This window comes from Methylobacterium sp. GC_Met_3 (assembly GCF_026540775.1).
Lineage (GTDB): Bacteria > Pseudomonadota > Alphaproteobacteria > Rhizobiales > Beijerinckiaceae > Methylobacterium.
The window spans coordinates 113,526-127,543 of record NZ_JALNUL010000009.1 but is presented as its reverse complement, the minus strand read 5'-3'; the positions used below and the strand labels follow the sequence as shown (position 1 = coordinate 127,543).

Genomic DNA, 14,018 nt, shown 5'->3' with positions numbered 1-14,018 from the left:
GGCCGGTCACCGGCAGGGTGCACGAGCGCCGCCCGACGCGGCGCCTCCCGCGCGGCCTGCCCGGCCCGGCCGACAGGTCGAACGGGAGCGCACACGGGCATGCCGAAGCAGGTCGTCATTCCGCCGGGGACCGGCAAGCCGCTCGCCCCCTACGTGCCGGGCACGCTGGCCGACGGCGTGCTGTACGTCTCGGGCACGCTACCGCTGGATGCAGAGGCCAACGTCGTTCATGCCGGCGACGCCGCCGCCCAGACCCGCCACGTGCTGGAGACCATCAAGGGCGTGGTCCAGGCCGCGGGCGGCACGATGGACGACGTCACCTTCAACCACGTCTTCCTGAAGGACTGGGCGGACTACGCGGCGATCAACGCCGTCTACGCGGAGTATTTCCCGGGAGAGAAGCCGGCGCGCTATTGCATCCAGTGCGGCCTCGTGAAGCCGGAGGCACTGGTGGAGATCGCCTCCGTGGCGCATGTCGGCCGATGAGCAGCCGGTGAGCGTCGGCGCGGCCCCGCTCCACCACGCGGTGGCGGGTCCGGAGGACGGGCGGCCGGTGCTGCTCTCGCCGGGGCTCGGCGGCGGGGCCGGATACTTCGCGCCGCAGATGGCGGCGCTCACGGCGCAGTTCCGGGTGGTGACCTACGACCATCGCGGGACCGGTCGGTCGCCCGACCGGCTCGGGCCGGACCACGATATCCCCGCCATGGCCCGGGACGCGCTCGCGGTGTTGGACGCCGCCGGGATCGACCGGGCCGACGTGGTCGGCCACGCGCTGGGCGGCCTGATCGCCCTGCAGATGGCGCTCGCCGCGCCCAGGCGCGTCGGGCGGATCGTGGTCGTCAACGGCTGGGACGCCCCGGACCCGGCCACACGCCGCTGCTTCGCGGCCCGCCGGGCGATCCTGGCCGGGGGCGGCCCGGAGGCCTTCGTGCGGGCGCAGGCGATCTTCCTGTACCCGGCGCCCTGGTTGTCGTCCGAGGCCGCGCGGGTCGCGGCCGACGAGGCCCACGCCCTCGCGCATTTCCCCGGGGCCGAGACCGTGCTCACGCGCATCGGCGCCCTGGAGCGCTTCGCCATCGCCGACCGGCTCGGGCGCATCCCGCACGAGACCCTGGTGATGGCCGCCCGGGACGACGTGCTGGTGCCCTATACGCGCTCCGAGCGCCTCGCGGCTGCCCTGCCCAACGCCCGGCTCGCCCTCGCTCCCGAGGGTGGCCACGCCCATAGCGTGACCTGTCCGGAGGCGTTCAACCGGACCCTGCTGGACTTCCTCGATCGGCCCGCATGAGCATCCCCAGGAGCTCCGGCAACGCCCCGGCCAGGAGGGCGGCGGCGCGCAGAACCTCGGCGGCCTCGGCGGGCGAGCGGTGGACGAGGGCCAGGGCAAGCCGGAGCGGCACCTGCGCGCCAAAACTCGCCGCCGTCACCGCCAGGGCCGTTACGACGCCGTGGTGCTTGCCGGCGTAGAGGATCTGGCTGCGCAGGAAGTAGAACAGCCGCCGCGCCCGCACCTGCCGGGTCGTGCCCTGGCCGAGATGGCGCGCGACCGCCCCGGCGACGTGCCGCACGGAATAACCCGCCGCCCGGGCGCGGGCGCAGAGATCGGCATCCTCCCAGTAGACGAAGAAGCGCGGATCGAAGCCGCCGAGCGACTGGAACAGGTCGCGACGGATCATCAGGAAGGCGCCCATCACCTGATCGACGGCGCGGTCCTCCGCATGGTCCCATTCGCGGAGGAAGTGCGGGCGCACGAGGCCCAGCCGGTCCAGCGCCAGGGCGCGTCCGAGGAGGCCGAGCGCCGAAGGCGTCCGGGCGCAGGAGCGCGCAGTCCGCCCGTCGGGGTCGACCAGCCGGGCGCCGACGATCCCGGTCCGCGGATCGGCCAGCAGGGCGGCCCGGGCCACGTCCAGGGCGTCGGGTTCGACCTGCGTGTCGGGGTTGAGGAACAGGATCGCGGGGGCTTCGCCCGCGGCAGCGCCCTGATCGCAGGCGCGGCCGAAGCCGAGATTGTCCGCATTGCGGATCAGCCGGAGCGGGTGGGGCAGGGGGGGCAGATCCTCGGCGGAGCCGTCGGTCGAGGCATTGTCGACCACGATCACCTGCACGGACGCGGCGTCCCGCGCGGCCGCGAGGCTCGCGAGACACGCGCGGAGAAGCGCGCCGCCGTTCCAGTTGACGATCACCACGTCGAGGACCGGGGGAAGGGCAGGGCGCTCGGTCACGGCAGATCCTTGGGCAGATCCCGGGGTGCGCCGAGGCGGCCGAGGGCGCCGTCGCGGGCCGCGGCGAGAAGCCGAAGCAGCACGGAGGGCCGCCAGCCTGAATCCGCCCAGTACAGGCCGGCCTGGAGGGGCAGGTAGGCGGCCTGGGCGAGCTTCCAGCGGAGCGGCACGTGCGGCAGCCGCCACGCATACACCGCGTTGCGCAGGTAGGTCGCCATGCGGAACAGGGGCTGGCGCGGCATCGCGATCCCGAAGGCCCGGATCACCCCGCCGCCGACCCGGTGGGGGATCCCGACGTCGCGGGCGCAATAGCAGCCGTAGCCGAGGCTCCAGGCGCGGAAGCACCATTCGAGTTCGACGCCGTCGATGAAGAAGTCCGCCCGGAACGGGCCGATCCGGTCGAACGCGGCGAGGTCGATCAGCGAGCCCGAGGTCGCCAGGAACTGCACCGGGGCGGGGGCGCCCTGATCCGGAATGCCGGGTCGGCGCGGATAGGCCGGCGCCTTGTGGCCGGGCGCCGGCGCCGGGACGGGACCCACCACCGCGGCCCGGATCCCGGCACGCCGCAGCTCTCCGAGAGCGGCGAGCAACCCAGCGGCGAGATCCCCGGGCGGCTCGGCATCCTGATCGAGGAGCAGGAGGGTCTCCGCCCCCGCGTCCCGGGCGGACGCGGCGATCCGGTTGAGCGCCGCCGCGATGCCGACATTGTGCCCCTCCGACAGCAGGATCACGCCGGCGTGGACGAGGCGTCCCGCGTCACCGGCGGCGAGACCGCCATTGTCGAAGGCAATCACCGTGGCGCCCCCGGCCGCAGCCTGGGCGAGGACGCGCTCCACCTGATCCGGGCTCGGCCGGAACAGGGTGATGCCGAGGGCGGGAAGGCCCGAACGCGGATCAGGCACCGGACGGACCCCGACGCAGGTCGCGGCGCGTCACGCCCGCTCCACCGCGACGGTCGCCGCCTCCAGGGCCGCCGTGATGGCGGCGGTCTGCTCGGCGCTGAGCGGCCCGCGGGCGAGGCGCATCTGCAGGGCAAGCTTCAGACCCTCCTTGGCGCGCACCAGGGAGGGTGGCGGCCCGTCCCCCCGGGCGGCCTCGGCCTCGGCCATCCGGGCGAGGATGGCCTCCAGGGTCGGGCGATTGCCGTCGAGGACGGCCTGGCCCTCCGGTGTGATCGTGTGCAGCCTCTTGGTGCCCTCCCCGGGGGTCACCGTGACGTGGCCGAGCTCCTCGAGCAGCGTCAGCGTCGGGTAGACCGTGCCCGGGCTCGGGCTGTAGGCACCGCCGACCCGCTCCTCGATGGCCTTGATGATCTCGTAGCCGTGCCGGGGCTTCTCGGCGATCAGGTGGAGGATCACGAGCCTGAGGTCGCCATGGGCGAAGAATCGGGCGAGATCGCCGCGACCGCCGCGGCCGAACATCCGGCGGTCGCCGGGTCCGCGGCCGGGATGCCCGTGCCGCCCCCTGTGATCACCCCCCATCGGGCCACGATGGGCGCGGACGCGGTGGGCGTCGAAGGGATCGCCGTAGAAGGAGTCCATGATATCGGGATGCATGGCAGATCGACTCACTTTCGATATGTCGCAATAAAAGATATATCGAAACCCTATCGACCGCAAGGCAGGCTTCTGCGCCATGGGGGCCACCTGCGGTTTACGGGCCCCGCCGGTTCGGTTAGTGCGGCGGCTCACCGATGCCACCGGCCTGCGCCTTGCCCTTCACCCCCGACGCCGCCCGACAATTGCCCGTGACCCGATCCGCGATCTGCACGGCAACAGCGCCCCGGGACGGCACGCGGTGAACGCGTCCGTGCGGAGGTCCGGGGCCCAACGCCCGATCGACGAGGACGCCGCATGATCTCCGTCAACGAGGACATGAAGCAGGAGATGCTGCGGCGGGGCATCTCGGTGTTGCACCCGGCGCCGTTCGGCCTGCCGGAGGATTGCACCTTCGAGCCGCCGTGCAGCATCAAGTGGATGGGCGTCGATTACTGCCTCACCATGGGGGCGTTCTCGTACGCGGTCAGCGGCTACTATTTCGGCGCCGACATCGCCCGCTACTGCTCGATCGGCGAGAGCGTGCAGGTCGGGCGCGGCAGCCACCCGGTCCAGTGCGGCTCGACCTCACCGCTGTTCTACACGCACCATTCGGCGGTGTTCGACCGTGCCGATCCGCGGGCGGAGGATTACGAGATCTGCGGGCCCTATCTGTGGCCCAAGCGCGTGCGCATCGGCAACGACGTCTATATCGGCCACGGCGCCTTCCTGATGCCCGACATCACGATCGGCGATGGTGCGGTGGTCGGCGCCATGGCGGTGGTGACCAAGGACGTGCCGCCCTACGCGATCGTAGCCGGCAGCCCCGCCCGGGTCGTGAAGATGCGTTTCCCCGACGCGCTGATCGAGCGCTACCTGAAGGTGCAATGGTGGCGCTACGCCTTCTGGGACCTGCGCCAGTGCTCGATCACCGACCCGGAAAAATTCCTCGACGCCGTGGAGAAGCGGATCGCCGGCGGGATGCAGGAATACCGGCCGGAGCTGATCCCGCTCCGGTCGCTGGTGCCGGGGGGGTGAGGATCGGCGCTCGTCTGCGCGTTGCGAGAAGAACAAGCCCGGTTTTTCTTTCCGCCGGCTTCGTCGTCCACGGGACGACGGACAGTACCACCCTGTCTTCGGGCGATCCTACCTGCATCTTGGTCGCGCAGGTCCGACTGCGGGCAGAACGACGAAGCCGAATCAGGTCATACGACCGGCCCAGCGGCGAGCAGCGCCTCGTCCGCCTTGCTCAAGGATCGGCCCGCGGCCTTCCAGTAGAGCACGCCGAAACGCCGGACCACGGATTCCCATGTATGCGGGGCGACGACCTCCCGCCCACGCGCAACGAGCTGGTTGCGCAAGGGTGCCTCCGACCACAGCCTGAACATGGCAGCGGCGATCTCGCCATAGTTGTCGGGATCGAACAGGAGCGCACCGCCGCCGGTCAGCGACGGCAGAGAGGTCACATTGGAGGAGGCCACGGGGCATCCGAGGGTGAAAGCCTCCCAGATCGGGCAGCTACCAGCTTCGAACTTCGTGGGCACGATGACGCCGCGCGCCAAGTGGTAGAGCAGCACCAAGTCACGCTGAGCGATGTAGCCGGCCCACCGAATGCGATCGGTCACGTTCAGGGCAGCCGCCCGTTCCAGCACGCGCAAGGAGAAGGGCGTGATCGCCCCTGTGAAGACCAGGAGGGGCGGTGTAAGACCTTGGGCGCGCAGGATTGCGGCAGCCTCTAGGAGGCCGATGTGATTCTTGTGCTCCCAGCCGGCCGCCGGGTAGATCAGGAAATTATCCGGCTGGATCTGCAGACGATCGCAGATGGCCCGCACTTCTTCCGGTGTCGGAGGCGTGCGGTCGGTCGCCGGTGGTGCGAACGGGATGACAGGCAGCTTCTGGGGCGCCACACGGTATTGCCGTTGGACATCTTCGGCGATCCAGCGCGCGGCGACCGGCACGATGGTCGCCGCATTGCAGAAGTACTGGTATATAACCTCACGCTGTTCGAGTTCCTCGTCGGAGAAGAACTGCGGCAGATGAAGATGCTGCAGATCGTGAGGATGATAGAGGAGCGGCAAATCGGAATCGGGCGCGAATTGCGATGGGGCGTGAACCACATCGACGCCCGCAGCCCGCAAGGGTCCCGTCGCATCCCGGAGATTGATCTGGAGGGTGGCGCTATCGCCCTGGAATTTGAAGATCCGCTTGGCAACCTGCGTACCGACCATCTTGGATTCACGTCCGCGGACCGGCAGCGCATCGGTGTTCAGCAGCAGCAAGCGGCAATGGTCTGGCATGATGGCGCGCAGGTCGTCGCGCCCCTCCGAATCGACGAGAATAGAAAAGCGGAATTTGTCAGCCGGCAGGTGGTGGAGATGGGTTACCAGACCGCGTGTGACTTCCGCGACGCCACCGGCCGCCCCGAGGGACAGACGCGCATCGATTGCCACATGAAGCTGATCCGACATAACCCAATGTTCCCCTATACTCCCGCCAAGGTGTCATTGGCCGAGAGCCTTGTGCGGGGCTTGTCTCACCAGGGGATGCGCCCGTAGCGCTCGATGAGCTGCGCGTATTCTGCCCGGCTCTGCTCGGCGAGGACGGGGTCGGCGGCCAGACGGGCCATACCGGACCGGGAATGCACGAGCCGAATGACCAGCGGAGCCAGCATCGTATGGCGCTGCAACTCCAAATTGTTTCCGCCAAAGCGCACGACATTGGCGATCCAGGGCCGCACCTGTTCCGCCATGGCAAAGGTTGCCGGCGCCATTGCATCGAGGAGATGGCAGCGTTTGACTCCGGCCTCACTCAATCGACCGAGCCACTCGTTATCGAGATGCCAACGCATCGCCGGATCGAAGCGCCCCACCCGCCGGAGGATCGCCGAAGGCATGATCCAGCCCGACGGCGTCGGGAAGTCGTTGATGCGTAGAATTTTCCCTTCTTCATCGATTTCAAGCTGCGTTGTTGAGACAAAATCGCTCTCCTTTAAAATATTCAAACCCCAAGTCAAATAATTACAATCCCAGCAATCATCGTCTTCCAAGAATGCGACATAGTCGAAGCGGCCATTCGCTGCGTCGATCCCAGCATTCAATGCGCCAGCTTGCGAGCAGGTATCGCTATGCGCCCAGATGATTTCGGTCCGCTCCGCCAGGTGGGAGGGAATCGCCGCATGCGCATCAATTCCGATGATGAAGGTGAGATGGGCCCGCCCTTCCGCAACCGCCGTCTGTGCCAGGGCGCTGTCGATCGCCCGCTCGACAAAGTACGTGCCGGTCCGGCCACCATTGGTGATTCGTTGTAGACGGGACGGCACGATCACCCCGACCGAGAATATCCGCGCCATTATCCGCGACCCCAATCCTGTTCATTCATTCGGCCAAATCCAGGCCGCAGCAAAGTCGTTGAGGCACGCCGATGCGAATGCCAAGCTGTGCAGTGTCTACAGGAAATTTAACATTGATCCACATACGCGGCCGGCTTTATCAGACAGCTTAGACTGAAATTTTGTGCATCTTGTGCCAACTTTAGAGAAATACGACGCGTGAGCCACAAATCTCGGCTCGGAACCAGTGCGAATTATTGTGAGACGCGTTTTTTGTCAATTTATTTCTGAATATCATTATTATACGATATTGTAACGGCACAAAACCATCGAACAATTTTATCAAAAAATTCTTCTGTCGAGAAGACATGGTCTCATTAATACAGACCCTGCCGTAGATTACATGATCCATCTCCGTGAGCATGAAACGCGGATATTCCGAGTCGCGCCGTTGAGGATTCAGCTCCTGGGAACAGCGCGCTGAACCGCCAGGATGCTCGGCTATGTTATAGCCCTCGTCGTGCCGCGGCCCCCTGCAAGCCTCGATCCGGAAGGATTTCGGACGCGGCTCGGCGCGGGGCGTCACCGTGGGCGATAGGCCCTGGCGAACGCCGCCGGTATCCTGTCCGATGAATCCAAGACGATCGCCTTCACTTCAGCCAAGAGCATTTCGGTGGAGGGCCCCGCACCGAAGGCGCCCCGGTCCATTGCGGGGTGCGGGCCGACGCAGCGGCCGCCTCGATCAACGCGTGGAATACCCTTTTTCAGGGAGCAAGACGCATCCTCGGGCGCGCATCCCGCTTACACCGACAGCGCCCGCGCCGCCGCCTCACCGAGCGCCCGCACCCCCAGCGCCAGATCCGCATCGCTTGTATCCTCCGCCCAATGGTGGCTGATGCCGCCGATCGAGGGGACGAACAGCATCGCGGCCGGCAGGATCCGGGCGACGTTCTGGGCGTCGTGGCCGGCGCCGGAGGGCATCACCTGCCAGCCGCCCGGGCAGACCTGCTCGGCGGCCCCCGAGAGGGCGCGCATCAGATCCGGGTCGCAGGGGGCGGGGATCGCCTTGGAGAGGGCCGTCAGCGTGGCGGGGCAACGCTCGCGCCGGTTCGATTCACGCACCAGCGCCTCCAGGCAGGCCTCCATCCGCTCCAGCACCGGAATCGACACGTCGCGGAACTGGAAGAACACCTCGGCCCGGCCCGGGATGATGCTGTAGCCGCCGGGGTCCAGGGTGATCCGCCCCGTGGTCCAGGTGCTGCGCGGGCCGCAGACCGTCGGGAACTCCCGGTCGATCGCCGCGAGTAGCCGCACCGCCGCGAGGCCCGCGTCCCGGCGCTCCGCCATGGTGGTGCCGCCCGCATGATCCTGGTTGCCTTCGAACACGATCCGGAACTGCCAGATCGCCACGATGCCGCTCACCACGCCGAGATGCAGGCCGGCGGATTCGAGTTGCGTGCCCTGCTCGATATGCATCTCCAGGAAGCCGCGGTAGCGGCTCGGGTCGAGCCGCATCCGGGGCAGGCCGGCGAGGCCGGCGGTCGCGAGCGCAGCGCGCAGGGGGGTGCCGTCGGTGCGGTTGCGGGCTTCGTCGATCTCGGCCTCGGTCAGGTCGCCGATCGCCGAGCGGCTGCCCAGGAAGCCGCCGGAGAAATGTCCCTCCTCGTCCGCGAAAGCCACGACGTCGACCGGCAGCCCGGCCCGGGCCAGCGCCACACCGGCCACGACCCCGAGCGCCCCGTCGAGCCAGCCGGCCTCGTTCTGGGTCTCGATGTGGCTGCCGACCAGCAGATGCGGGCCGGCGCCGCGATGGCGCCCGAGCACGTTGCCGATCCCGTCAATGGACGCCTCCAGCCCGCAGGCCTCCAGCTTGGCCATCAGCCAGCGGCGGGATTCCATGTCGGCCGCCGAGAAGGTCGGGCGGTGGACGCCGGTGCGGAACCGCCCGATCTCACGCAGTTCGTACAGGTCGGCCAGGAAGGCTTGGGTAGCGATCTCGGTCATGCAATCCCCGGGGGCTGGACGTACCGACCGTGCAAGGCCCATGCGCACATCCTGGGTTTCCAAAGGGCTTGCAGCCCTTTGGCGGGGTGTCGGGGCAGAGCCCCGATTTGGGCTTCGCCCAACCCCAGCAGGGTTCCACCCTGCACCCGCAAAAGGGCTCGCCCTTTTGAATCCGGGACTTGGCGCTACTCGGCTGCTACGGGCGTCCGGCCCGCCGGCTCCGCCCTCCAGGTGGCGAGGTCGGCCCGGGCGCGGTCGGTCAGCGCGCGCTTCTTGAGGGCCGCCTTCTCGGGTCCGCGCAGGCGCCGGCCGGTCTCGTTGCGGGGCGCCTGCGCCAGGGGTGGGAACAGACCGAAATTGACGTTCATCGGCTGGAACGAGCGCGGCGCGTTGGCCTCGCCATCCGCTTCCACGTGGCCGCCCGTGATGTGGGCGATCAATGCACCCAGCGCCGTGGTCTGGGGCAGGGGAGCGAGGGGTTGCCCTGCGACCTCGGCCACCGCGAAGCGGCCCGCCATCAGTCCCACCGCGGCGCTCTCCACGTAGCCCTCGCAGCCGGTGATCTGGCCAGCGAAGCGCAAGGCCGGACGGGCCTTCAGCCGGAGCGTGGCGTCGAGCAGGCGCGGGCTGTCGAGATAGGTGTTCCGGTGCAAACCCCCGAGGCGGGCGAACTCGGCCCGCTCCAGGCCGGGGATCGTGCGGAAGATCCGCACCTGCTCGGCGTAGGTCAGCTTCGTCTGGAAGCCCACCAAGTTGTAGAGTGTGCCGAGCGCGTTGTCCTGGCGCAGCTGGACGATCGCGCAGGGCTTGACCAGGGGGTCGCGCGGGTTGGTCAGGCCCACGGGCTTCATCGGGCCGTGCCGTAGGGTCTCGGGCCCGCGCTCGGCCATCACCTCGATGGGCAGGCAGCCGTCGAAATAGGGCGTGCCCTCCCACTGCTTGAACCCGATCTTGTCGCCCGCCACGAGGGCGGCCACGAAGGCCTCGTACTGCGCGCGGTCCATCGGGCAGTTGAGGTAGTCGGCCCCCGTGCCGCCGGGGCCCGGCTTGTCGTAGCGCGACTGGAACCACGCCACGTCCATGTCGATCGAGTCGCGGTGGACGATCGGCGCGATCGCGTCGAAGAAGGCGAGGGACTCGGCCCCGGTGAGCCCGCGGATGCCCTCGGCCAGCGCCGGGGCGGTCAGCGGGCCGGTGGCGACGATGCAGGAGCCCCAATCCTCCGGCGGCAGGCCCGCGACTTCCCCGCGGACGATGGCGACGTTGGGGTGCTGCTCCAGCGCCCGGGTGACCGCGACGGAGAAGCCTTCGCGGTCCACCGCCAGCGCCCCGCCGGCCGGCACTTGATTGGCGTCCGCCGCCCGCATGATCAGCGAGCCCAAGGCACGCATCTCCTGGTGCAGCAGCCCGACGGCGTTGCTCTCGGGATCGTCCGACCGGAAGGAGTTCGAGCAGACGAGCTCGGCCAGCCCGTCCGTCTGATGGGCCTCGGTGCGGCGCTCCGGGCGCATCTCGTGAATGACGGCGCGATGGCCGGCCTCGGCCACCTGCCAGGCAGCCTCGGAACCGGCGAGACCGCCGCCGACGATGTGAATGGTCTGTGTCATACCCGAGAATAGCGAAGGACCGCCGCCCGGATCAACGGGCGGCGGTCCTTCGTAGGCCCACGCAGTCTCGGGGATCAGACGCGGGCGACGCCGCGGATCTCGCTGCGATTGATGCCGAGATCGGCCAGATCGCGATCCGAAAGGCGGGAGAGCTGGGTGACCGTGTCGCGGTACCGGAGATAGGCGCGGACGCGGCTCAGGACGCTACGGGCGGCGGACATGATATGCTTTGACCTCTGTTCGGGCATCCGATGGCGCTTCGATGCGCATCGGTGCCTCTTGTTGGTGCAATGCACATATAAGCCCGCTGCGGCGCAGCAGGAGTCGAAAGGTCAAGCATCAGCCCTGCGGTTATCGCATGCCCCGCTTAAGATCTCGGCAACCTTTCCGAATGGTCATTCTTTAGGCGCATGCGGAGTCCGCCGAACGCACGAAGGGCGCCCTATCGGCCAATGGACCGCCCTTCGCGTTGGATCGAGCGGCTAGAGCCGTGCGCCCGATCGCGCACGACTCTCAACCCCTAGTGTGACGCACTCTCCGGTGCCGAACCGGTGTCCACTTTGGCGGAGAGCGCTCTATCGCGCGGGGCCGCCTCAGTAGAACGGGCGCGCGCCGTAGTAGCCATAGGGGCGGCCATAGGGCCGGGGCCGGCCATAGCCGTAGCCGCCGTAATAGACCGGCCGGCGCCAGTAGCCGTCGGGGCGGGGCCCCCAGTTCGGGCGGCAGATGCCCCAGGGATTGGGATGGAAGCCGGGGCCGCAGCCCCCGGCGGCCTGGGCCGAGCCAGCAAGCCCGAGGCCGCCGGCGATCACGGCGGCCACAACGAGCGCCTTCGCGCGCGGTGCGCTCAGAAACGTCATGACGGGATCTCCTCACTACCTCCGGCGGATCGGCAGCCGGTCGAGGGAGATTCGGCTCCGCCGCCTGAACCGACGCTGAGCCAGAGGTTGTAGCGGGGACAGGCTCGCGGCGGCATCGGGGCAACGCCGTACAGGCCGCCGCGGTTTCACGGCCGAGGTTTTCGCGCGGTCAGTGCAGCGAGGGCGTGCGCAAAAACCGCTCCCGGTCGGCGGAGACGAGGGCGAGCTTCACGCCCCGCCCCTCGCGGCGGATGGTGAGCGGCACCCGAACGCCCGCCTCGCCGAGTGCCCAGACGCTGCGGAACAGGGCGGCGAGATCCGCCACCGGCTCGCCCGCCACCGCCTCGATCACGTCGCCGGCCTGGAGGCCGCCGGTCTCGGCCGGGCCGCCATCGGCGAGGCCCATCACCACGATGCCCTCCTCGCTCTCGGTGGCGTAGAGGCCCAGCCAGGGGCGCGGTGGCCGGTTCGCCCGCCCGCTCGTCGCGAGGTCGTCGAGGATCGGCGGCAGCAGGTCGATGGGCACCACCATGTTGATCGGGCGCGCGCTTCCCGAGCCGCCCTGCTGCAATTGCAGCGAGCCGATGCCGAGCAGCTCGCCCTGGGGGCCGATCAGCGCCGTGCCGCCCCAATGCGGGTGGGCGGGGGATGTGAACAGGGCCTCGTCCAGGACGTATTCCCAGTAGCCGGCGAATTCCTGCCGGGCGACCACCTCGACGGCGACGCAGCGCTGGCGCCCGCCCGCCCCGGCCAGCACCGCCCGGTCCCCGGTCTTCAGCCCGGCCGAGCGGCCGAGCGGCAGGGCCGGCACGCCGAGGTCGCCCAGGGCCTGAACCAGGCCGAAGCCGGTGGCGGCATCGAAGCCGAGGACATGGCCTTGCACCGAGCGGCCGTCCCGGGTGGTGAGCCAGACGCTCTCGGCCTCGGTCACGAGGTAGCCGATGGTCAGCACGAGGCCGTCCTCGCGGATCATCACGCCGTTGCCGGCCCGCTCGGTCCCCAGCGTCTCGGCCGTGAACGCGCCCTCCGGCACCCGCGTCGACAGGGCCAGCACCGCCGAGAGCGCCCGGTCGAGGTCGTAACCATAATCCGCAGGCCGCGGCTGGGCCTGCGCGGGGATCTTCCACTCGCCCTGCGTCGCCATGAGAGTCCTTCGCGCGTCCTTCGCAGATCCGCACCCTGGCCGGAACCGGGTGCGCGAAAGACGACAAGATAGGATGTCCGCGCGCCCCGCGACACCCATGTCGGGCGCCCCGCACACCATTGCCGCAGGGCTGAAAACGAAGAGGACCGCCCGGCCGGGGCCGGGCGGTCCTTCGAAAGCGTCCGGGTCCCGCCGCGCGGCGGGACCCGGGTTGGCGCGTCTCAGTACTTGCGGACCAGCGGCGCCGGGACCGGCGTGGCGGCGGCGACCGGCGAGTACAGCGGGACGATGAAGCGGATCCAGCCGTCCGTGGAGTAGTCGCTGCGGGTGCGGCCGAACGCGTTGGTGAGGGTCGCGCCGGTCACGACGTCGCGGGCGACGTAGGCCTGGACGGTGAAGATCTTGAAGTCGTAGCCGATGAGGCCGCCGACGGCGAACCGGCCGCGGTTGCCGGCCGCCGCGCTGTACTGGCTGATGTCGAAGTTATACGTGCCGTAGGCGATCGGGCCGATCTCGAAGTTGCCGAACTTCTTCGTCGCGGTGATGTCGAAGTTCAGCGAGTCCGAGAGGTTGATCGGGCCGATGGCGGCGCCGACCTGACCCGGGAAGCGGCCGGGCGAATCGTAGATGTTGGCGGTCAGGTTGCCGGTGATGTTCCAGCCGTCACCGGTGTAGCTGCCGGCAACGCCGAAGCGGTAGGTGTTGGAGGAGAGCTGCGGCAGCACCGGGGTGCCGACGACCTGACCATTGACGACACCGCCGTTGATCGAGCCGCGGTCGCCGTTGAGGTCGTTCAGGTACACGCCGCCGAGCAAGCTGACGCCGAAGTTGCTGCCGAGGTCGAACGCCCAGATGCCGCCGACGAAGGTGCCGACGTTGATCGAGATGTCCTTGTTGCGCTGGCCCGCCGGGTTGCGGGTGAAGACGAACACGGTCGGGGGAGCGACGAGCAGCTCGACGCGGCCGCCGAGCGGAACCAGCGGGGTCGACCAGACCAGGACCGGGACGTTGACGGCCGTGTCGGCGTCGTTCCGGCCGTCGGTGCGGCGGTAGGTGAACGTGTTGATGGCGTAGAGGCCTTCCGGCAGCGGCGCGCCGACAGCGAGGCCGACCTGCTCACCGGGAACCGTCGTGGTCTGCGCCTGCGCGATCGTCGAGGTCATGCCGACCGTGAGCGCGACCGTGCCGGCCGCGAGCCAGTTCTTCATCATTGTCTCATTCCTTCCCAAGGTCCCAAGGCATCCGTCCCGCTTTCGGCACTTCCCTGCCGGTCTGCTCGCTCATTGCGGCTGCCGGCTTCGGACCTACCGAGCGCCCC

Annotated in this window: 14 protein-coding genes; 3 read left to right on the top strand and 11 right to left on the bottom strand. The window is 69.0% G+C overall.

Going from position 1 to position 14,018, the window contains the following annotated elements; genetic code table 11:
• Positions 1-99 precede the first annotated feature (99 nt).
• Positions 100-486, top strand: coding sequence for a pyrimidine utilization protein C (rutC, locus tag OXS27_RS14170; protein WP_243916258.1), 387 nt, complete (start codon positions 100-102; stop codon positions 484-486).
• Entirely contained in the window at positions 473-1,288 is an 816-nt protein-coding gene (gene rutD, locus OXS27_RS14165; RefSeq protein WP_267356797.1) for a pyrimidine utilization protein D, read from the top strand. The genes rutC and rutD overlap by 14 nt, the downstream gene beginning before the upstream one ends.
• Here rutD and OXS27_RS14160 read toward each other — a convergent pair.
• Genes OXS27_RS14160 through OXS27_RS14150 form a run of 3 tightly spaced genes read right to left on the bottom strand, consistent with a single transcriptional unit; the run spans position 1,248 to position 3,778 of the window.
• The gene (locus OXS27_RS14160) at positions 1,248-2,222 is read right to left on the bottom strand and encodes a glycosyltransferase family 2 protein (protein WP_243916260.1); all 975 of its coding nucleotides are present in this window, start codon (positions 2,220-2,222) and stop codon (positions 1,248-1,250) included. The two genes, rutD and OXS27_RS14160, sit on opposite strands and share 41 nt — an antisense overlap.
• Positions 2,219-3,124: a glycosyltransferase family 2 protein gene (locus tag OXS27_RS14155; protein ID WP_243916261.1), complete on the bottom strand. Its 906-nt coding sequence runs from the start codon at positions 3,122-3,124 to the stop codon at positions 2,219-2,221. Before OXS27_RS14155 ends, OXS27_RS14160 begins: the two co-directional genes overlap by 4 nt.
• A 30-nt stretch (positions 3,125-3,154) precedes the next feature.
• Complete coding sequence (locus OXS27_RS14150) at positions 3,155-3,778, bottom strand: PadR family transcriptional regulator (RefSeq protein WP_243916262.1); 624 nt, start codon at positions 3,776-3,778, stop codon at positions 3,155-3,157.
• A gap of 297 nt (positions 3,779-4,075) precedes the next feature.
• Between OXS27_RS14150 and OXS27_RS32570 the strand changes: the two genes are divergently transcribed.
• Complete coding sequence (locus OXS27_RS32570; RefSeq protein WP_276592786.1) at positions 4,076-4,795, top strand: CatB-related O-acetyltransferase; 720 nt, start codon at positions 4,076-4,078, stop codon at positions 4,793-4,795.
• 167 nt (positions 4,796-4,962) lie between these two features.
• Here the strand turns inward: OXS27_RS32570 and OXS27_RS14140 are convergent, their stop codons facing one another.
• The 8 genes from OXS27_RS14140 to OXS27_RS14105 all read right to left on the bottom strand — a co-directional run bounded on the left by OXS27_RS14140 (position 4,963) and on the right by OXS27_RS14105 (position 13,911).
• Entirely contained in the window at positions 4,963-6,225 is a 1,263-nt protein-coding gene (locus tag OXS27_RS14140; protein WP_267356794.1) for a glycosyltransferase family 1 protein, read from the bottom strand.
• Between the two features lie 65 nt (positions 6,226-6,290).
• Complete coding sequence (locus tag OXS27_RS14135) at positions 6,291-7,106, bottom strand: glycosyltransferase family 2 protein (RefSeq protein WP_267356792.1); 816 nt, start codon at positions 7,104-7,106, stop codon at positions 6,291-6,293.
• Between the two features lie 780 nt (positions 7,107-7,886).
• Entirely contained in the window at positions 7,887-9,089 is a 1,203-nt protein-coding gene (locus OXS27_RS14130) for a Zn-dependent hydrolase (protein WP_267356790.1), read from the bottom strand.
• A gap of 185 nt (positions 9,090-9,274) precedes the next feature.
• Complete coding sequence (gene trmFO / locus OXS27_RS14125; protein WP_267356788.1) at positions 9,275-10,696, bottom strand: methylenetetrahydrofolate--tRNA-(uracil(54)-C(5))-methyltransferase (FADH(2)-oxidizing) TrmFO; 1,422 nt, start codon at positions 10,694-10,696, stop codon at positions 9,275-9,277.
• Positions 10,697-10,770: 74 nt separating this feature from the next.
• On the bottom strand, positions 10,771-10,917 hold the full coding sequence (locus OXS27_RS14120) for a DUF1127 domain-containing protein (protein ID WP_020095497.1): 147 nt from the start codon (positions 10,915-10,917) through the stop codon (positions 10,771-10,773).
• Between the two features lie 372 nt (positions 10,918-11,289).
• Positions 11,290-11,556: a hypothetical protein gene (locus OXS27_RS14115; RefSeq protein WP_243916267.1), complete on the bottom strand. Its 267-nt coding sequence runs from the start codon at positions 11,554-11,556 to the stop codon at positions 11,290-11,292.
• A 169-nt stretch (positions 11,557-11,725) separates the two neighbouring features.
• Positions 11,726-12,700, bottom strand: coding sequence for a S1C family serine protease (locus OXS27_RS14110; RefSeq protein ID WP_243916268.1), 975 nt, complete (start codon positions 12,698-12,700; stop codon positions 11,726-11,728).
• 221 nt (positions 12,701-12,921) lie between these two features.
• Positions 12,922-13,911, bottom strand: a complete 990-nt coding sequence (locus OXS27_RS14105; RefSeq protein ID WP_243916269.1) for a transporter — start codon at positions 13,909-13,911, stop codon at positions 12,922-12,924.
• Positions 13,912-14,018 lie beyond the last annotated feature (107 nt).

Bases quoted from the DNA above. Each gene is read 5' to 3' on its own strand.
- OXS27_RS14135 (WP_267356792.1), bottom strand. From the start codon at position 7,106: ATGGCGCGGATATTCTCGGTCGGGGTGATCGTGCCGTCCCGTCTACAA.
- rutC (WP_243916258.1), top strand. From the start codon at position 100: ATGCCGAAGCAGGTCGTCATTCCGCCGGGGACCGGCAAGCCGCTCGCC.
- OXS27_RS14120 (WP_020095497.1), bottom strand. From the start codon at position 10,917: ATGTCCGCCGCCCGTAGCGTCCTGAGCCGCGTCCGCGCCTATCTCCGG.
- OXS27_RS14130 (WP_267356790.1), bottom strand. From the start codon at position 9,089: ATGACCGAGATCGCTACCCAAGCCTTCCTGGCCGACCTGTACGAACTG.
- OXS27_RS14150 (WP_243916262.1), bottom strand. From the start codon at position 3,778: ATGCATCCCGATATCATGGACTCCTTCTACGGCGATCCCTTCGACGCC.
- rutD (WP_267356797.1), top strand. From the start codon at position 473: ATGTCGGCCGATGAGCAGCCGGTGAGCGTCGGCGCGGCCCCGCTCCAC.
- OXS27_RS14115 (WP_243916267.1), bottom strand. From the start codon at position 11,556: ATGACGTTTCTGAGCGCACCGCGCGCGAAGGCGCTCGTTGTGGCCGCC.
- OXS27_RS14140 (WP_267356794.1), bottom strand. From the start codon at position 6,225: ATGTCGGATCAGCTTCATGTGGCAATCGATGCGCGTCTGTCCCTCGGG.
- OXS27_RS14105 (WP_243916269.1), bottom strand. From the start codon at position 13,911: ATGATGAAGAACTGGCTCGCGGCCGGCACGGTCGCGCTCACGGTCGGC.
- trmFO (WP_267356788.1), bottom strand. From the start codon at position 10,696: ATGACACAGACCATTCACATCGTCGGCGGCGGTCTCGCCGGTTCCGAG.
- OXS27_RS14110 (WP_243916268.1), bottom strand. From the start codon at position 12,700: ATGGCGACGCAGGGCGAGTGGAAGATCCCCGCGCAGGCCCAGCCGCGG.
- OXS27_RS32570 (WP_276592786.1), top strand. From the start codon at position 4,076: ATGATCTCCGTCAACGAGGACATGAAGCAGGAGATGCTGCGGCGGGGC.